The following is a 19883-nucleotide window of genomic DNA, read 5'->3' on the forward strand; positions in this document are numbered from 1 at the left end:
GATTGTTAAAAGAGAAAAAAAGTAAAGTGAATAATATTTTTATCATAGGAACAGGATTAATAGGCGGTAGTTTTGCTTTAGATATAAAAGCATTACATCCAGACTGTAAGGTTTTTGGTATTGATACAACTGAAGCACATCTTGATGAAGCTTTAGAATTAGGAGTCATTGATGAAAAAGCCAATTTAGAAGATTTAAGTAAAGCAGATGTGGTTATTATAGCAATCCCTGTAGATGCAACTCTAAAAGTTTTGCCACAGGTGTTAGATTATATATCTGATGATGCTATTGTGTTTGATGCTGGGTCAACTAAAGAAAATATTTGTGAGGTTGTAAAAAACCATACCAAACGTCGTAATTATTTAGCTGTACACCCTATTGCCGGTACAGAGCATTCAGGACCTAAAGCTGCGATTAGAGGTTTGTATAAAAACAAGACTAATATTATTTGTGAAGTTGAAGAAACAGCCTTCAAACTTCAAGAAAAAGCGTTAAAGTTGTTTACCGATTTAGGGATGCGTATTCGTTATATGAATCCTAAAGCACATGATAAACATATTGCTTACGTATCACATTTATCACATATTAGTGCATTTATGTTAGGTAAAACAGTAATAGATAAAGAGCGTAACGAGCGCGATATTTTTGATATGGCAGGCAGTGGATTTGCAAGTACTGTGCGTTTAGCAAAAAGTTCACCAGCAATGTGGACGCCAATATTTAATCACAATAAAGCAAATGTCATAGAAGCTTTAGATGAATATATAGAGAATCTAAAGCATTTTAAACAGCTTATGGAAGACGAAGATTTTAATGCCGTTTTCAATGAAATGGAGCAAACAAATTATATAAAAGAGATATTAAAAGGAATTCAATAGTAATTAAGATTAAAAAAAGCAAAAATGGAAAACACGAAAGAAATGAGAACATGGTTGGATGATATGAAACTAGACCATCCATTAGTTATTGCAGGACCATGCAGTGCCGAAACAGAAGAGCAAGTATTAAAAATAGCACACCAGCTAAAAGATACAGATGTTAATTACTATAGAGCAGGTATTTGGAAGCCAAGAACACGTCCAGGAAACTTTGAAGGTGTTGGTGCATTAGGTTTAAAATGGTTACAAAAAGTAAAGGCAGAAACAGGTTTAAAAACAGCAACGGAAGTAGCGAATAGAAACCATGTAGAATTAGCTTTAGAACACGATGTAGATTTATTATGGATTGGTGCACGTTCTACAGTAAGTCCTTTTATTATGCAAGAAATTGCTGATGCTTTAAAAGGAACAGATAAAATTGTATTGGTTAAAAATCCAGTAAACCCAGATTTAGCCTTATGGTTAGGCGGTATTGAAAGATTACATACAGCTGGTATTAAAAATTTAGGAGCAATCCATAGAGGTTTTTCAACTTACGAAAAATCAAAATATAGAAATATTCCAGAATGGCAGTTGGCTATTGAATTTCAGAATAAATTTCCAGATTTACCTTTAATTAATGATCCATCACATATTACTGGAAAAAGAGATATGATTTTTGATGTATCGCAAACAGCTTTAGATCTTAATTTTGACGGTTTTATGATTGAAACGCATTTCGATCCAGATAATGCTTGGAGTGATGCCGCTCAACAAGTTACTCCAGATCGATTAGTGCAGATTATGAATGACTTAAAAATTAGAAAAGAGTCAGATCCGGAAGCAGAATACAATTCAGAGTTAAATAACTTAAGAGCTAACATCGATATTGTAGATAATCAGATTATTGATTTATTAGGAAAACGTATGAAAGCTGCTGATGGTATTGGCAAACTTAAAAAGGAAAAGAATGTTGCTGTTTTACAAAACAGACGATGGAACGAAATCTTAGGGAATATGGTTTTAGAAGGAGAAACAAGAGGGTTGAGTGAAGAATTTGTTTTACGTATGTTTAAAGCTATTCATCAAGAATCGATTAATCATCAAGAGAAAATCGTTAATAAATAGATAGAAGTTAAATTATTAAAAAAAGGTTCGTGAATTTTGCGAACCTTTTTTTTACGATATTAACGCAATATTATTCATCTTTGTATTAATGACAGGAACAGTATATAAATCTACAGGTAGTTGGTACACTGTAAAAACACTAAATGGTAAATTCTATGAATGTAGAATTAAAGGCCGTTTTAGATTGGCAGGTATTAAAAGTACCAACCCTATCGCTGTTGGCGATAAAGTGGAATTTGAGTTAGAAGCAAAAAATAATACTGAGACAGGAGTCATAAACCGTATAGAAGAGCGTAAGAATTATATTGTGCGTAAATCGGTTAATCTTTCTAAGCAAACACATATTATTGCATCTAATATTGATCAGGTATTTTTATTAATCACAATAGATAGTCCGCCTACATCAACGAGTTTTATAGATCGTTTTCTTGTAACAGCAGAGGCTTATTCTATTAAAACAGTATTGCTTTTTAATAAAATAGAGACCTATTCTAAAGACACTTTATTCGACGTAAAATATTTAGAAAGTATTTATCGTGCTATAGGTTATGAGTGTATTGAGATTTCTGCTGCAACAGGTGTAAATATTGATAAAGTAAAAACCTTAATGGAAGGTAAGGTTAGTATGTTTGCGGGACATTCTGGTGTTGGTAAATCTACTTTAGTTAATGCTATAGAACCTACTTTAGATTTAAAAACAAAAGCGATTTCAGAGCAACACAAGCAAGGGCAACACACCACAACATTTGCAGAAATGTTTGATTTAGGTTTTGATGCTAAAATTATAGATACACCAGGTATTAAAGGTTTTGGAGTTGTAGATATGGAAAAAGAAGAAGTCGGTGATTATTTTCCTGAGTTTTTTGCATTGAAACAAGACTGTAAGTTTAACAACTGTATTCATCTTAACGAACCTAAATGTGCTGTAAAAGATGCCTTAGAAGCGGATGATGTTTCTTATTCTAGATATCGTAGTTATCTTCAAATTTTAGAAGGTGAAGATGAACATTACAGAACAGATAATTGGGATGAGGTTCAGTAATTAACCTTTAAGTAGGTTGAATATTTAAATAAGTTTTTTCATTTATGAAAATAGTTATACAAAGAGTTTCAGAAGCATCAGTAATTATTGAAGGTTCTGAAGTAGCAGCCATACAAAAAGGATTATTAATTTTATTAGGTATTGAATATGAAGATACCCAAGATGATATTAATTGGTTGTGTAATAAAATAACAAATCTTCGCATTTTTCCTGATCAGGAAGATGTTATGAACACGTCTTTAAAAGACGCAAATGGTGAGGTGATTTTGGTAAGTCAGTTCACACTTCACGCTAGTACTAAAAAAGGGAACCGACCAAGCTACATTAAAGCAGCAAAACCCGATGTTGCTATTCCTTTATATGAAGCTTTTATTGAAACACTTCAAATTAACTTAGAAAAACCGATTCAAACTGGAGAGTTTGGTACAGATATGAAAGTGCATTTGGTTAACGACGGGCCTGTAACTATAATTATAGATTCTAAAAATAGAGTGTAATTGTTTCTAGGGTTATAGGTGTTAAATACTTATATTTTTCTTTTGTATTGGGTGGTAAGTCAATCAAAATCAATTAATATCAATACTTCTTACTAATCAATATTAAATATTAGCACTCTTTCTTTTTATAGCTTTTCACAATCCAAAGATGTGTTTAGCCCAATACTTGTCTTATAAAATATTTAAATACTAGGTAACAAAATTGTGAGTCGGTTTATATAAAGATGTATAAACAATTAAAGCATCAGAAATTATGAGAAATTTAAAAACAGTATTTGCAAGTTTATTTATCGCATCGTTAACCTTATTCACAAGTTGTGATCCTGATGATGACGGTGAATCAATTGATATTTTAGAGGTTTTAGAATACAATAGTATTCAGGGTTTTTATGAGGTTAATGGCATACAAGACCAAAATTATACGTTAAATGCTGTTACAGGTGGAAGTGTAATTGGTGAAAATGGCACTATTGTTACTTTTCCTGCTAATGCTTTTGTAGACGAAAATGACAATCCTATAACCGGAATAGTAGATGTAGCTTTAAAAGAAATATTTACACCTAGTGAAATGATTTTGTCTAACAAACCAACAAACGCTTTGAGTTTTTCGAATGAAAATACTTTTCTTTTATCTGAAGGAGAAACAGAGGTGAGGATTTCTCAAAACGGAAATAGTTTACACCTCGCAAATGGTATTAATTACCAAGTTTCTGTGCCATCTGCTGGTGGTTTAGACTATGAAATGCTTCCTTTTAGCGGAACAACTTCTGATGAAGAAGGTATTGTATGGACTCCTAATGGTGATGTAGGTGTAGGTGGTAGTGGAATGGAATACGTAACCGCTCCCGCATCTTATATCTACGATGTTTTTAATACTGGATGGTCTAATTGCGATAAATTTTACAATTATCCTGGAGTACAAACAACCAACTATATTAATTTAATAAATAGTCCTAATGCCGCTGAAACAGCAATATTTTTAATCTTTGAAGAAAATAATTTACCAGCTGTTGTAAAATTTACAACACCTTATGCTAATGGGATACAGAGTTATATAGATATGCTTCCAGAGGGTTTAACCGTAACATATGTTGCAATTACAGTAGAAAACAACCAACAATACTTAGCTATGGAAGAGGTTATTATTTCGGACGAAGAAGAGTTAACTCTAAACTTTGAATTAAAATCAACACAAGAAATTCTTGATGCTTTATCTATTTTAGATTAAAAAATCTCAATAAGATTTACAAAAAGACCAGGAAATAAACTTTTCTGGTCTTTTTTTTATAACACATGCTCTACAATTAATTAACCCAAATTAGCAAGTCATAAAATGCTCTTAATAAATTAGCAGGTTTCTAATTAATTCTAGAATTGCAGTTTTTATATATTTAAAACTTAAACAAGCCAATGCTAACATTAAAAAAGGGAATCTAACAAGCTGCATTAAAGGAGTAAAACCATGTGTTGCTATTCCCTTTATATGAAGCTTTTATAAAAACACTTTAAACTAGAGAATTTGGTACAGATATGAAAGTGTATTTGGTTAATAATGACAGTAAACATAATTATAGATTTTAAAAATAGTGTGTAATCATTTCAAGGGTTATAGGTGTTTTTAATACTTATATTTTTTTGAATAAAAAGGGTATAAGAAAAAAAACGAACGATTAGGTTTCTACCTCATCTATTTATATAATTTGGATTCTCTTTAGATAAGTGGCGTTTTTATAAATTACTTTTAGATTTATTTGATACTTATATTTTCCTTATTATATTTAGTGCCAAATCAATCAAAATCACTCAATGTCAATACTTTTCATTAATAAAAATCAAATTTCAACACTCCTTTTTTTTATTTCTTTTTTTAGCTTTTCACAATCCTCAGATGTCTATAATGCAATACTTGCTCCAATAGAATTGCAATCTAACGTTAACGCTATCGTTAGGTATGATAATCAAAGGATAGAAATTAATGCTATTAATGATATGGTGGTACACACTAAGCGTATTATTACAGTTTTTAATAAGTATGGGGACAAACATGCAAATACATTAGAATTCTACAGCGATAACTCTTCAATTAAAACAATAGAAGCTAGAATTTATGATGGTTTTGGTGAGGAAATAAAAAAGATTAAAAAGAAAGATTTTACAGATAATAGTGCCGTAAGTGGAGGGACGTTATACTCAGATAGCCGCGTTAAATATTATGATTATACACCAATGAATTATCCTTATACTATTGAGTATGTTTCTGAAGTTAAGTATAACTCTACTGCTTTTATTCCGCAATGGAGACCAGTTAATGGTTATTATTTAGGGATTGAATATGCTGAATATAAAATTGAGAATAACTCAGGGATTCCACTGAGATTAAAAAAAGATAATATAGAAAATAATAAAGTAGTCGAGATCTCTGATTTTCATTTTAAAATCGAAAACTTACCCGGTATAGATTACGAAGCTTACAGTCCTTCTTTGTTCACATTTACTCCTGGTTTAAAACCAGCATTAACTAAGTTTAATATGAATGGTGTAGAAGGTGTAAATAATAATTGGAAAGATTTTGGGAAGTGGGTTTATGCAGAGTTGTTAACTGGTACAGCAGAATTACCACAAGAAACAATCAATGATGTAAAAGCTTTAACTAATGGTGTAGAAGATAAAATTGAACGTGCTAAATTAGTTTACAAATACATGCAAGATCGAACTCGATATATTAGTGTGCAAATTGGAATAGGGGGGTGGAAACCCATGATAGCAACTGATGTAAATGAGCTAGGGTATGGGGATTGTAAAGGACTAACAAACTATACTAAAGCTTTATTAGAAGCTGTTGATGTTCCGGCTTATTATACTCTAGTATTCGGTGGTCGTAATATTTTAAATATAGATAGTGAATTTTCTTCAGCACAAGGTAATCATGCTATTCTTTGCGTTCCCGATGGTGACAATAATATATTTTTAGAATGTACAAATCAAACTAATCCATTTGGATTTACAGCCGGTTTTACAGATGATAGAGATGTATTGCTAGTAAAGCCTGAAGGGGGTGAAATAGTACATACTAAGATTTATAGCGCAGATGAAAGTATTCAAAAAACGAGTGCTAATATTAGTCTAGATCCTAATGGTGGTTTTACCGCAAGTGTAAATATTGAAACTACAGGTTATCAGTATGGTCTTCATGAAAGTGTTGGAGGGAAATCTACCCGAGACCAAAATAGTTACTATAAAGAATATTGGGATAATATTAATAATATTTCTATAGATGATATTAGTATTACAAATGATAAGGAAAATGTTATTTATCATGAAAATATAAAAATATCCGCTGCAAATTATGCTTCAAGAAGTGGAAAGCGTCTTATTTTTCAGCCCAATTTTTTTAACAAAGTGACTTCTATCCCTTCAAGATATTCAGAGCGAAATTTAGAATTTGAAATAGATCGTTCTTTTAAAGATATTGATGAATTTATTATTCAAATTCCCAATGACTTAAAGGTTGAAGCTATGACGGAATCTAAAAAAATAGAAACAAAATTCGGAACCTATAGTTTTAAGTTAGAAATGTTAGAAGATAATAAACTTAAATATACCAGGACTTACGTATTGCTTAAGGGTAATTATCAAAAAGAAGACTATAAGGCCTTTAGAGATTTTAGAAAACAAATTGTAAAACACGATAAAAGCAAGATTGTTTTAACGACAGCTTTGTAATTATTAATATCAACAGAAAATTAAGAATCTAATCAATCAATCAATCAATCACTTAATGAAACAATTATTACTTAGCATCATTTTTATTTTAAGCTTTAGTTTTTCAAGTAGTCAGAATTATAAGTTCGGAAAAATATCAAAGGAAGAGCTTCAAGAAAAATACCATCCAAAAGATTCTGCAACTTCTGCAGCTATATTATATCGTAACGAGGATATAAGTTTCTTTTATTCTTCTGAGAAAGGATTTGTACAAAGACGTAAAATACATGAGCGCATAAAAATATATAATAAAGATGGTTTTGATTGGGCAACGAAAAAAATCTACCTATATCAAGGACTTAATAAGTATGCAGAAAGAATTAGTGGTCTAAAGGGGTTTTCATACAATCTTGTTGATGGTAAAATAGAAAAGGATAAACTAAAAAGTGATGGTAAATTTGATGAGGATTATAGTGAGTACACAAGAATCCGTTCATTCACCTTACCAAGCGTTAAAGAAGGAACAGTAATAGAATATCAATATACAATTACATCTGCTAGAGTTAGTATAGATGACATTATTTTTCAATTCAGTATTCCTGTAAACAAACTAGATGTTAGTATTGAGACCCCTGAGTATTATGTTTATAATAAGCAGTCTAATTTTAAAGCGAAATTTTCACCCAATATAACCGAAACAATTAAGAATACTACAACTCCATTTAATTATAAAATTAATGTAATTAGCGTTAATGAAGAAAATATTCCAGCCATAAGGGCTGAAGCATATTCTGGTAGTATAAACAATTACATCAGTAAAATGGCTATGGAGCTCACTGCCACTTTAAATAGTATGAAACTTGTTGATAAGACCTATTCTACAAATTGGGAAGTTGTTTCAAAAACAATCTATGAAAGTGAAGATTTTGGTGGGCAATTAAGAGCATTTAGTATTTATAAAGACGATCTAGAATCAGCATTAGATGGTATTACTGATGATTTTGAAAAAGCATTTGTAGTAGAAGGATTAGTAAAATCTAAAGTAAAGTGGAACGGTAGATATGGTAAATATGCCGAAAACGGAATTAGATCGGCATATAAAGAGGGTAAAGGTAATGATGCTGATATTAATTTGATGCTAATTTCTATGTTGCGTTCTCAGGGTGTTAATGCAAATCCTGTTTTGGTTAGTACAAGGAACAATGGAATTCCTCTTTTTCCGACACGAGAAGGATTTAATTATGTGATTTGTAGTGTTGAAAAAGATGATATGTATTTATTAATAGATGCAACGGAACAATACAGTACTAATAATGTTTTACCGCAACGTGTATTAAATTGGAAAGGGAGATTGATTAAAGATAATAAAGTATCTCGATGGATTTCTATTCAGCCAAATAAAAAATCATTAGAGTCTTCAATACTAAGTGTTACTATCAATGATGATTTTTCATTGTCTGGAAAAGTAACCAAACATTTTACAGATTATACGGCTTATTTTTATAGAAATAAATACGCTGGCGTAACAACAGAAGATCATATTAAATCGCTTGAAAAAGATAAAGGAGATATAGAGATAAGCTCTCTTAGTATAGAAAATATAAAGAATGCTTTTCTGCCTGTTGATTTAAATTACGAATATGAGTTGTCTGATGGAGTTGATGAGGTTGGAGATAAACTTTATTTTTCACCACTATTGTTTTTAGCGACTAAAGAAAATCCATTTAAGTTAGAAGAGAGAGATTATCCTATAGATTTTGTAATTCCTTATTCTGATGAATATATAGTTAATATTATATTGCCAGAAGGTTATAAAGCAGAGTCTTTACCAGCATCAGAGATTTTAAATTTTAAAGATGAAAATGTATCATTTTCTTACATTATTAGAGGAGGTGGAAAATATCTACAGTTAAAAGCGAAGTTAGATATTTTGAATCCTTTAATTTTACCGACAGACTATAAAGAATTTAAAGCTTTTTATAGTAAAATAGTAGAGAAGCAAACAGAACAAATTGTATTAACTAGGATTTAAAATGGATATTAAAAACGCACAAAAAGAAGTAGATAATTGGATTAAAGAACATGGAGTAAGATACTTTAATGAACTCACCAATATGGCTCAATTAACAGAAGAGGTTGGTGAAGTTGCCAGAATTATAGCGAGGCGTTACGGTGAGCAAAGCGAAAAAGAAAGTGATAAAAATAAGGATTTGGGTGAAGAATTATCTGATGTTTTATTTGTGGTGATTTGTTTAGCAAATCAAACAGGTATTGATTTACAAGATGCTTTTGATAAAAAATTAGATTTAAAAACCAAACGTGATCATAATAGACATCATAATAATGAGAAATTAAAGTAGTTTTGTAACTTCATTTTATTTTATAAATTCTATATGGAGATCAATATCCAAAAATCAAAGCTTAAGAATCATCAAACCGTTCAAATTACAGGATCTAAAAGCGAGTCTAACCGCTTGTTATTAATACAGGCGTTGTATCCTCAAATTAGTATCGATAATTTATCTAACTCAGATGATTCAGAAGTTATGCAAAAAGCTTTGAGGTCAGAAGACGAGTTAATTGATATCCATCATGCGGGTACGGCAATGCGTTTTTTAACAGCCTATTTTTCAATTCAAAAAGGGAGAGAAACAATTATTACCGGTTCTCAAAGAATGAAAGAGCGACCAATTAAAATATTGGTTGATGCTTTAATTGCTTTAGGTGCTGATATCACATATTTAGAAAATGAAGGTGTTCCTCCTTTAAAAATTAAAGGCAAAGAGCTTACTAAAAATAAAGTGACTTTAGAAGCTAACGTAAGTAGTCAGTATATTTCTGCATTAATGCTAATTGCTTCAAAATTAGAAAATGGTTTAGAATTAACATTAGAAGGTAAAATAACATCAGTTCCCTATATTAATATGACTTTAAGTCTTTTAAATAGTATTGGGATAGAAACGAGTTTTATAGATCAAACCATTACCGTTAAGCCAAGTGTTTCAGTATTAATACCACAAATTTTAACTGTTGAGTCTGATTGGTCTTCTGCTTCTTATTTCTATAGCGTTATTGCATTAAGTGAAGTTGGTACAGAGATTACTATTGCATCTTATAAGCAAAAAAGCTTACAAGGAGATTCTGTTTTAGCGGAGATTTATAAAAGCTTTGGTGTTTCAACATTATTTAAAGACAAAGCAATAACACTTCAAAAAACAGATAAAGTCAATTCGACAACTATAATTGATCTCGATTTAAAAAATGCGCCAGATATAGCGCAAACCATAGCTGTTTCTGCCTTTGGTTTAGGTCTAGAATGTAATATGATAGGGTTACATACCCTTAAAATTAAAGAAACTGATCGTTTAGTTGCTCTTAAAACTGAATTAGAAAAGTTAGGAGCTGAAGTTATAATAACTGATAAATCTTTACATTTAAAAGCTTCAAATTCTATAAATAGTCATATTAAAATACCAACGTACAACGATCACAGAATGGCAATGGCTTTTGCCCCTTTAGGCTTAAAAGTACCTATTACTATTGAAGATGCAGATGTAGTAAGTAAATCTTATCCTCAATTTTGGGAAGATTTTAAATCTATAGGTTTTAATATTTCAAAATAGAATAGAATTATATTTTATCATTTTAAGTTTGCATTATTCATCTAAATGTATAGTATTATAGACGATTGTAGTAAAATAAACCTTCATTTACTTGACAAGGCCTATGTTGAGATTGTATATTTGCAATTCGAATAAAAATAAAGGACTGAGACATTTAGAGCATGCAAACTAACTTTAAGTAAGCGGCTAGAAAATAGTTTCACATTATTCACATAATTAACTAAAACTCATACATGAAATTATCACATTTTAATTTTGAACTTCCAGACGAATTATTAGCAGAACATCCTGCAGAACATAGAGATGAAGCAAGATTGATGGTATTAAATAGAGCTGAGCAGACTATTGAGCATAAGCAATTTAAAGATATTATCGATTATTTTGATGAAGGTGATGTGATGATCATGAACGATACAAAAGTGTTTCCTGCACGCTTATTTGGTAACAAAGAAAAAACAGGAGCACGTATTGAAGTATTTTTATTACGTGAATTAAATCAAGAACAACGCCTTTGGGATGTTTTAGTAGATCCGGCTCGTAAAATAAGAATCGGAAATAAATTATATTTTGGTGATGACGAAACATTAGTTGCTGAGGTTATTGATAACACAACCTCTAGGGGTAGAACTTTACGTTTCTTGTATGATGGATCTTATGAAGATTTCAGAACAAAATTAACAGAATTAGGTGAAACACCTTTACCTAAATACATTAATAGAGAGGTTGAGCCAGAAGATGAAGAGCGTTACCAAACTATATATGCTAAAAACGAAGGAGCTGTAGCCGCACCAACTGCAGGAATGCACTTCTCTAAGCATTTATTAAAGCGTTTAGAAATTAAAGGAGTAAAAACAGCTCCCGTAACTTTACATGTTGGTTTAGGTACATTTAACCCTGTTGAGGTTGAAGATTTATCTAAGCACAAAATGGATAGTGAAGAAATTAACATTAAAAAAGAATCTGCAGATATTGTTAATGATGCCATTAATAAGAAAAAGCGTGTGTGTGCTGTAGGTACAACATCTATGCGTACAATTGAAAGTTCTGTGTCTTCTAATGGTAGATTAAATGAATTTGAAGGTTGGACAAATAAATTTATTTTCCCTCCTTACGATTTTAGTATTGCAAATTGTATGATTACAAATTTTCATACACCAAAATCTACTTTATTAATGATGACATCAGCATTTGCAGGTCATGATTTTATGAAGAAAGCTTACGAAGAAGCAGTTAAAGAAAAATATAAATTCTATTCTTATGGTGATGCGATGTTAATCATCTAATTAAGATTTCAACATATAATTTAAAGCCTCTTCATTGAGGCTTTTTTTATGACTTTTTGGGCGTTACCCTAACAAAAAAAGTTAGGGTCAGGCTGTCCGTTACAAGTCCTCGCAATTTTGATAAAAAATCAAAATTACTGTGGGCTTTCCACTGCCATCCTTAACGCGATTTTTAAGTTATATTAATGACGAGAATGTTAATCTAACTCTTAACGACCAATTTGAATAGATTGTATTGGTAAAATCTATATTTGCTTTTCCTCTGCGTAAACTCAGCGTATCTTTGCGTAATTGCATAATTTAAAATTTTGAACAGCTATATGAGTGAGGATTACTTCAATTCGTGTGTAAAATAATTTTCAATTTAAGTATCACAATACAATTCACTACTTTTGCAAAAGATGGAAGCAAAAAAGAAAGACATACGAGCCTTAACTAAAGAACAGCTGAGAGAATTCTTTGTAAAACAAGGAGATAAAGCCTTTAGAGGAAATCAGGTTTACGAATGGTTGTGGCAAAAGGCGGCCTATAGTTTTGAAGATATGACAAACGTATCTCTAGAAACAAGACAAATGTTAGAGGCTAACTTTGTAATTAATCATATTAAAGTAGATCAGATGCAACGTAGCTCTGATGGTACTATAAAGAACGCTGTAAGGCTTCATGATGATTTAATTGTAGAGTCTGTTCTTATTCCAACGAATACAAGAACCACGGCTTGCGTGTCGTCTCAAGTCGGTTGTAGTTTAGATTGTCGTTTTTGTGCCACATCGCGATTAAAACGTATGCGAAATCTAAATCCAGATGAAATATACGATCAAGTTGTTGCTATAGATAATGAAAGTAGATTATACCATAATAGACCTTTAAGTAATATTGTGTTTATGGGTATGGGAGAGCCTTTAATGAACTATAACAATGTACTCAAAGCTATCGATAAAATTACATCACCAGAAGGTTTAGGAATGTCACCAAAACGTATTGTGGTATCAACCTCTGGAGTGCCAAAAATGATTAAGAAGATGGCAGATGATAACGTAAAATTTAAATTAGCGGTTTCATTACACTCTGCTATAGATGAGATTCGTACGTCTATTATGCCTTTTAATGCTACATTTCCTTTAAGTGATTTAAGAGAAGCTTTACAATATTGGTATGCAGCGACTAGTAACAGAATTACCTACGAATATGTGGTGTGGGATGGTATTAATGATAAACGTAAAGATGCAGAGGCTTTAGTTGAGTTTTGCAAATTTGCACCCAGTAAAGTGAATATTATAGAATACAACCCTATTGATGATGGCGAATTTCAGCAAGCGCAATCTCAAGCAATAGATATGTATGTTAGTATTTTAGAAGCTAATAATATTACGGTTACTGTTAGACGCAGTAGAGGTAAAGATATTGATGCGGCTTGTGGACAGTTGGCTAATAAAAGTTAGGTATTTAGAAAATGTATTTAAGTTTTAAGACATAAAAAAAAGCGGCAATTGCCGCTTTTCTTGTATATAATATTTAATGAATATTATTTTTTTGTAACTCTAAGAGTTTCTGTTTTATCACCAGAAGTAACTCTTACTAAATAAAGGCCTTCAGATAACTCAGATAAGTTAATAGAAGAGTTTGTAATTTCATTTTTAGTGAAACTAGCTACATTTTGACCTAACAAGTTATATACTGTAACACTATCAACATCTTGAGTTGATTTAATGTTTAAGATATCACTAGTTGGGTTAGGGTAAACACTAAAAGCAGTAAAAGAATTATCTTCTATACCTAATGTTGAATCAGTAGTAAAACTCCATACTGTTGTAGTTGTTGTTGCTCCAAAACAGTTAACAACATCAATACTCCAATAGTAGGTAGTGCTTGCAGCTAAACCAGTAATTATTCCATTGCTCTCAACACCTTCTAGTGTTTGTGTCGGAGGATTCGCTGTTCCTATATTTAAATTATAAGATTCACCATCTAAGTCTGGTGCTGTCCAGGCAAAAGCTAAACCACCATCAGGTGATTGTACTGCAACAGCTGTAGCTCCATCAGCAGGTATTGGTGAGGTTGCAGTTGAAGTTGGTACTGTTGTTTCTAAACATTCTGCCGTGGTAAAACTCCAAACAGCACTAGATGTAGATCCAAAACAGTTTACGGCATCAATTTTCCAATAATAGGTTGTATTACTGGTAGCACCAAAAGTAATAATACCACCGTTAGTAACATCTGCTAAAGACCCTATGTCGTCACCAGTAGCTGTTAAACCAATACTTATAGTAAAGCTATCGGCTGCATCTCCGGTAGTGTCTTCTATCCAAGAAAAAGCAACACCATCACCAAGTTCAATAGCAACATCCGTTGCAGTATCTGCAGGAGTAGGAGATGTTACGGCATTTGGAGCAGCTGTAGCTGTACATGCAGTTTCTGTTAATTCAAAATCAAAGCCTTGAGCACTCCAAAAGTCATCCCATAAGATATAGTAAGTTTGACCGCTTTCAGCGAAAAATGATACTTCAGAAAGATAGTTTGTAGTATCTACATCATCTGCACTTGCATAACATGTTAATGCTGCACAGCTACCTGTAAAAATACTAAGTCTAGTATCATTACTATTCGTAACACCGTCATTTACAGTTAAATTTGAAGATATTGTTACTGCATAATTAGCAGTGGGTGTATAGCTGTACCATTCACCAACAGTTGCTAGACCTGTAAAACAAGAACCGTCAGGGGTAGTCCCGTTTAAAGTTCCTACAGTTGTCGTACCTGCGCTCACAGCTACAGCTGTTTCACAAGTATCTTGAGCATAATTAAATTGAAAAGCTATTAAAGCTAATACCAATAAAGTAATTTTTTTCATGTATTTTGATTTTTAAATTAGTAAGCCATAAAGCTACAAATATTAGTTTGAAGAAAAATGTTAAAATTAAATTATTCGTTTTTTAACAATAAGAACAACTATCTTATAAAGATTTGTTGTGTTTGTAAGCGTATTTTTAACTTATAGGAAAGCTGAGTTTTTTGTAGCTGAACTTCTACTGATATAAAATCAATATAATTTCTGAATTAAAAGGTTTCGTAGATTTAGATTTTTTTGTTTTAATTCTTGCTTGTTACATTTTTTTTGAATTTAAGACTATAATTGTATTATTTTTTTTATTAGTAATAAACAAAAATGATTATTTGTAATATTGCAAATGAAGAGTGTATATAGTCATAGATGAAAATAACCGAACAAATAAAACAACCCATAGCCTACGAGATGGATCTTTTTGAACAAAAGTTTCAACTTTCTATGGCTAGTAAAGTGGCGTTACTAAATCGTATTACACATTATATCGTAAACCGAAAAGGAAAGCAAATGCGACCAATGTTTGTGTTTTTAGTAGCTAAAATGATGAATAATGGTGAAGTGTGCGAGCGTACTTATAGAGGAGCTTCGGTTATTGAACTTATTCATACAGCAACTTTGGTTCATGATGATGTGGTTGATGACAGTAACCGAAGACGTGGTTTCTTTTCAATTAATGCACTTTGGAAAAATAAAATAGCGGTTCTTATCGGTGATTTTTTATTATCAAAAGGTTTATTGCTTTCTATAGATAATAATGATTTCGATTTATTAAAAATTATCTCTGTTGCCGTGCGCGAAATGAGTGAAGGCGAATTACTTCAAATTGAAAAAGCAAGGCAATTAGATATTACAGAAGATATATATTACGAAATTATTCGCCAAAAAACAGCAACTTTAATAGCGGCTTGCTGTAGTTTGGGTGCTGCTTCTGTAAAACCAAACTCACCCGAGGTTGAAACCATGAGAAAGTTTGGGGAATTGATTGGTATGGCATTTCAAATTAAGGATGACTTGTTTGACTATGGAGATGACGCTATCGGAAAACCAACAGGTATAGATATAAAGGAACAAAAAATGACTTTACCTCTTATTTATGTCCTTAATAACTGTTCAAAAAAAGAAAAGTCTTGGTTAATTAATTCTGTTAAAAACCATAACATGGATAAGAAACGCGTAAAAGAGGTCATTACTTTCGTAAAGTCTAAAGGAGGATTAGAATATGCGGTTTCTAAAATGAAAGCTTTTCAAGAAGAAGCATTAGCCATTTTAGAGCCTTACCCAGAATCAGAATATAAAGCGTCACTTAATCTTATGGTAGATTATGTGATTGATAGAAAAAAATAATTCTTTGTTCCTAAGTCTTTAAATAACCTACATAGCTCAAACTTGTACTTAGAGTTAGGGCTGTTAAAAAAATGAACTGCATGAATGCTAATTCTATTTATTTATTATTTGGTCTTGCGGTATCCTTAGTACTCACATATTTTATTATAAAAAGAATGGGGAAAAGCGGTTGCATGACGTATGGTTATGTAGCTCTATTGATAGTCTGTATTAATAGTATGGCTATAGGTTCAATGTTTTTTATGTATAGCGCCAGTCATGATATATACTCGGTAATAACTTCTGGCGAAAATTATACTTCAACTGTAATAAGTTTTACTTCAGAAGTACACCACGATTCAGATGATGGTAGTTCATATATAATGTACACGCCAACAGTTAGGTTTATAACTAAGGATAATAGAATTATTGTGCGAGAGTTAGATTTTTCTACTTCTAGTATGGATGTAGGCGATAGTTATAAGGTTAATTATAATGCAGAAACAGATAAGGTAATAGTTCTTGGCTTTACTTTAGCAATAAAATTAGTAGGAGCATTTATCTTCTGTTTTATTTTTTCATTCCTATTTGTAGGGATCATTATGTATGCATTTAATAGAGATATGAAAGCTTATACGGCCTTAGTTTCTAAAATAGGTTTTTATTTTTTTGTTCCATTTTTAATGATTGGTTTTAATCTATTACTGATTTATGGAATCTTCTTTGGTAACACAGTTCCGTTTTGGGTAACCCTGTTGTTAATCTTCTTTGTGTTTATGCTTACACTGGCAACATTTGGTTATCTTAAAATGATGTTTTTAAAAGGAGAACCTAAAATGAAACAAGTTAGTCCTGGGAAATGGACAGGTGATTGGGAAAATAAAAAATAATATTTACATCTGATAATCAGTGTTTTATTGTTTATTTTATTTTTTTTTGCACTTATCAAGCAACCATTACTTCTATAATTGCGTCTTTATAAATAGAAGCGTAACCGTAAAGATTATAATGAAAGTTATTCAACTTCATAAAAACGAAACGAAACTTATACAAAGAGCAGCGAAGAATAATCGCGAAGCACAGCATGTGTTGTATGAATTGCATGCGCCAAAAATGTTAAGTGTTTGTCGTTATTATATTAAAGATGTACATCAGGCAGAAGAAGTGATGCTGAATGGCTTTTTTAAAGTTTTTAAAAACTTAAAATCATTTAAAAGTGAAGGAAGTTTTGAAGGTTGGGTAAGACGTATAATGGTTAGAGAATCTATTTCATATTTAAGACAACAGAAGAAGATTGAGTTTTCTGTTGAAGACGAATATTTAGATAGAGATTCATCTAATAACATTAATACAAATATTGAAGTTGCCGAAATACAACAACTCATAGATAGTTTGCCAGAAGGTTATCGAATGGTTTTTGTAATGTATGCAATAGAAGGATATAAACATCAAGAAATTGCAGAGCTTTTAAAGATTTCTGAAGGAACTTCTAAATCGCAATTATTTAAAGCAAGACAAATGCTTCAAAAAAAGTTAAAAGAATTAAATAACAGTAGTTATGGCACCAATTAAGTTTGAAGAAAATATAAAAAGTAAGCTCGAAGAACGCACATTGAGTCCTTCTGCTGAAGCTTGGTCTAAATTATCTGATCGTTTAGATGCAGAAGAAAATAAGTTTAAAAAATCAGTGTTTTGGTGGTTAAGTATAGCTGCAGGTTTACTTGTTATGGTTGCTGTTTCTGTACAGTTTTTTAATAATGAAGATTCAAACCACATTGCACCTATTGTAGTTGAAGATGGTTTAATTAAAGAGACTATTGAGAATCAGAAATCAGATTCTAAACCTAAAGAAACTATTCAGTTTGTTGAAAAAGAAAATGAAGTAGAGAAAGAAAACAAGCTTTTACCAACAAAAAAAGAGTCACAAATTATTGATTATAAAAAAGTAACTAAGAAAACCTTCGACGATAATAAAACAGAATTAGCAACTGTAAATAACGATTCTCTAACTCAAGATGAGCTAGCTTATAATGAAGCAGAAGAACTTTTAAGAGAAGCACAATTAAAATTGGCAGTTGCAGATGCAATAAAAACTCTAAAAATAGAGCATACAACAGTTGCGGATAACGAAATAGATTCTTTATTAAATATTGCCAGTAAAGAAATTTTTAAAGAAAATTTAGAAAACGATACATTTCAAACTGTAGATGCAACAAAGTTGTTAGAAAGTGTAGAAGACGAAATGGGACAATCCTTTAGAACTAAGGTTTTTGAAGCTTTAAAGGATAGTTATGATACTGTAAAAACTGCAGTTGTAGATCGTAATAACTAAAAATTTACTTTAAAAAAAAGGGATCTAAAATTAAATCATCAATAATCATCAATCAAAAAACGAACAATTATGAACACAATTACAAGATTAGTAGTCTGCTTGGTATTAACTACGATTTTATCAAGTTTACAAGCACAAACAAAAGCATTAGATTCTATTAGAAAGGTTGAGGTAGATTCTAAAATTATCCTTTTAGAAAAGAGCAAGACAGAAATTGAAAGTGAAGAAAGAGGTCTTTTAAAATCAAAAATTTCAAAAATAAATTCTCAATTAGACAATAAAGAGATCACAGCTGAAGAAGCAGAAGCATTAAAAAAAGAAGCGGCTAAAACAGCAGTATTAAATATAGAGAACCGTAAAGATATCTTAGATAAAAAAATAGCGTTATTACAGCGTAACGGTTATAATTCTAATATAGTAATAGATGATTCTGATACGGGATTTACGCTCAGCATTGGAGGGAATGAAGAGGTTAGTGATAGTTTTATTTATTTAGGAAAACCATCTGGCGATAAAAAAAGAAAATACGACAGACGTACATCTACAGATATCGTTTTTGCTTTTGGGTTTAATAACGCTTTAATTGAAGGAGAACAGATAGACGATTCACCTTATAAAATAGGAGGTTCTGGTTTTATAGAATTAGGGTATGCTTGGAAAACAAGAATCTTCGACAATACTAATTTTTGGAGACTAAAATACGGTTTCTCTTTTCAATGGAATAAATTAAATATTAAAAACAATCAATATTTAGTAAATACTGATGGTGCTATTTCATTACAGGAATTTCCTTCAGATGTTAATAAAGTGAAATTTAGAACTACTAATTTGGTGTTTCCTATGCATCTAGAATTTGGTCCTTCTGAAAAGATAGAAAAAGATGACTATTTTAGATATTCTACTCACAAGAAATTTAAAATAGGATTAGGTGGATATGCAGGTGTTAACTTAGGTAACATGCAAAAAATAAAGTATAAACTGGACGGAGATAGAGAGAAAGACAAGCAAAGAGATGAGTTTGAAGTAAGTGAGTTTGTTTACGGTCTAAGTGGTTATGTTTCTTTAGGAGATGTTGCATTATACGTTAAATACGATCTTAACCCTTTGTTTAAAGACCAACTTGTAGATCAAAACAATATTTCTGTCGGATTGCGTTTCGATATGGATTAAATAATCAATCAATCAATCAATCAATCAATCAATCAATTTTTGAGTGTTAAAAAGCCTTAGTCTATTTTAGATTAAGGTTTT

Annotated in this window: 17 protein-coding genes; 16 read left to right on the forward strand and 1 reads right to left on the reverse strand. The window is 31.2% G+C overall.

Translation table 11 applies throughout. The features are described 5' to 3' along the window. Positions 1 to 26: 26 nt before the first annotated feature. From H0I32_RS10840 to rlmN, 11 genes are all read left to right on the forward strand, one after another. Positions 27 to 878 carry a prephenate dehydrogenase gene (locus H0I32_RS10840; RefSeq protein WP_179313368.1) on the forward strand — a complete coding sequence of 284 codons (852 nt, stop codon included), beginning with the start codon at positions 27 to 29 and terminating at the stop codon, positions 876 to 878. 24 nt (positions 879 to 902) lie between these two features. Next, positions 903 to 1985: a bifunctional 3-deoxy-7-phosphoheptulonate synthase/chorismate mutase type II gene (locus H0I32_RS10845; protein WP_173586511.1), complete on the forward strand. Its 1083-nt coding sequence runs from the start codon at positions 903 to 905 to the stop codon at positions 1983 to 1985. Positions 1986 to 2073: 88 nt separating this feature from the next. Next, positions 2074 to 3027 (forward strand): ribosome small subunit-dependent GTPase A, encoded by a 954-nt coding sequence (gene rsgA / locus H0I32_RS10850; protein WP_179313367.1) that lies wholly within the window; start codon positions 2074 to 2076, stop codon positions 3025 to 3027. 44 nt (positions 3028 to 3071) lie between these two features. Further along, entirely contained in the window at positions 3072 to 3524 is a 453-nt protein-coding gene (gene dtd / locus H0I32_RS10855; RefSeq protein ID WP_179313366.1) for a D-aminoacyl-tRNA deacylase, read from the forward strand. 253 nt (positions 3525 to 3777) lie between these two features. Continuing rightward, on the forward strand, positions 3778 to 4752 hold the full coding sequence (locus H0I32_RS10860; protein ID WP_179313365.1) for a hypothetical protein: 975 nt from the start codon (positions 3778 to 3780) through the stop codon (positions 4750 to 4752). 578 nt (positions 4753 to 5330) lie between these two features. Beyond that, on the forward strand, positions 5331 to 7247 hold the full coding sequence (locus H0I32_RS10865; RefSeq protein ID WP_179313364.1) for a DUF3857 domain-containing protein: 1917 nt from the start codon (positions 5331 to 5333) through the stop codon (positions 7245 to 7247). 55 nt (positions 7248 to 7302) lie between these two features. Next, on the forward strand, positions 7303 to 9258 hold the full coding sequence (locus tag H0I32_RS10870) for a DUF3857 domain-containing protein (RefSeq protein ID WP_179313363.1): 1956 nt from the start codon (positions 7303 to 7305) through the stop codon (positions 9256 to 9258). A gap of 1 nt (position 9259) precedes the next feature. Then, positions 9260 to 9586 (forward strand): nucleotide pyrophosphohydrolase, encoded by a 327-nt coding sequence (locus H0I32_RS10875; RefSeq protein WP_173586517.1) that lies wholly within the window; start codon positions 9260 to 9262, stop codon positions 9584 to 9586. Between the two features lie 33 nt (positions 9587 to 9619). Beyond that, a complete protein-coding gene (locus H0I32_RS10880; RefSeq protein WP_179313362.1) occupies positions 9620 to 10849 on the forward strand; it encodes a 3-phosphoshikimate 1-carboxyvinyltransferase in 1230 nt (409 codons plus the stop codon). A gap of 233 nt (positions 10850 to 11082) precedes the next feature. Next, the gene (gene queA / locus H0I32_RS10885) at positions 11083 to 12132 is read left to right on the forward strand and encodes a tRNA preQ1(34) S-adenosylmethionine ribosyltransferase-isomerase QueA (protein ID WP_179313361.1); all 1050 of its coding nucleotides are present in this window, start codon (positions 11083 to 11085) and stop codon (positions 12130 to 12132) included. Between the two features lie 401 nt (positions 12133 to 12533). Then, entirely contained in the window at positions 12534 to 13574 is a 1041-nt protein-coding gene (rlmN, locus tag H0I32_RS10890) for a 23S rRNA (adenine(2503)-C(2))-methyltransferase RlmN (protein ID WP_173586520.1), read from the forward strand. A gap of 83 nt (positions 13575 to 13657) precedes the next feature. Here the strand turns inward: rlmN and H0I32_RS10895 are convergent, their stop codons facing one another. Further along, positions 13658 to 14983, reverse strand: a complete 1326-nt coding sequence (locus H0I32_RS10895) for a T9SS type A sorting domain-containing protein (RefSeq protein ID WP_179313360.1) — start codon at positions 14981 to 14983, stop codon at positions 13658 to 13660. A 360-nt stretch (positions 14984 to 15343) separates the two neighbouring features. Here H0I32_RS10895 and H0I32_RS10900 point away from each other — a divergent pair, with 360 nt between their 5' ends. The 5 genes from H0I32_RS10900 (at position 15344) to H0I32_RS10920 (ending at position 19802) form a co-directional block, all read left to right on the forward strand. Further along, positions 15344 to 16321, forward strand: a complete 978-nt coding sequence (locus H0I32_RS10900; RefSeq protein ID WP_179313359.1) for a polyprenyl synthetase family protein — start codon at positions 15344 to 15346, stop codon at positions 16319 to 16321. Between the two features lie 80 nt (positions 16322 to 16401). Next, positions 16402 to 17190, forward strand: a complete 789-nt coding sequence (locus tag H0I32_RS10905) for a hypothetical protein (protein WP_173586523.1) — start codon at positions 16402 to 16404, stop codon at positions 17188 to 17190. Between the two features lie 118 nt (positions 17191 to 17308). Then, positions 17309 to 17872 carry an RNA polymerase sigma factor gene (locus H0I32_RS10910; RefSeq protein WP_173586524.1) on the forward strand — a complete coding sequence of 188 codons (564 nt, stop codon included), beginning with the start codon at positions 17309 to 17311 and terminating at the stop codon, positions 17870 to 17872. Beyond that, positions 17859 to 18632 carry a hypothetical protein gene (locus tag H0I32_RS10915; RefSeq protein WP_179313358.1) on the forward strand — a complete coding sequence of 258 codons (774 nt, stop codon included), beginning with the start codon at positions 17859 to 17861 and terminating at the stop codon, positions 18630 to 18632. Before H0I32_RS10910 ends, H0I32_RS10915 begins: the two co-directional genes overlap by 14 nt. 69 nt (positions 18633 to 18701) lie before the next feature. Beyond that, positions 18702 to 19802, forward strand: coding sequence for a hypothetical protein (locus H0I32_RS10920; protein ID WP_179313357.1), 1101 nt, complete (start codon positions 18702 to 18704; stop codon positions 19800 to 19802). Positions 19803 to 19883: the final 81 nt, after the last annotated feature.

Origin of the sequence: Winogradskyella sp. HaHa_3_26, assembly GCF_019278425.1 — a bacterium.
In the GTDB taxonomy this organism is placed as follows: domain Bacteria; phylum Bacteroidota; class Bacteroidia; order Flavobacteriales; family Flavobacteriaceae; genus Winogradskyella; species Winogradskyella undariae.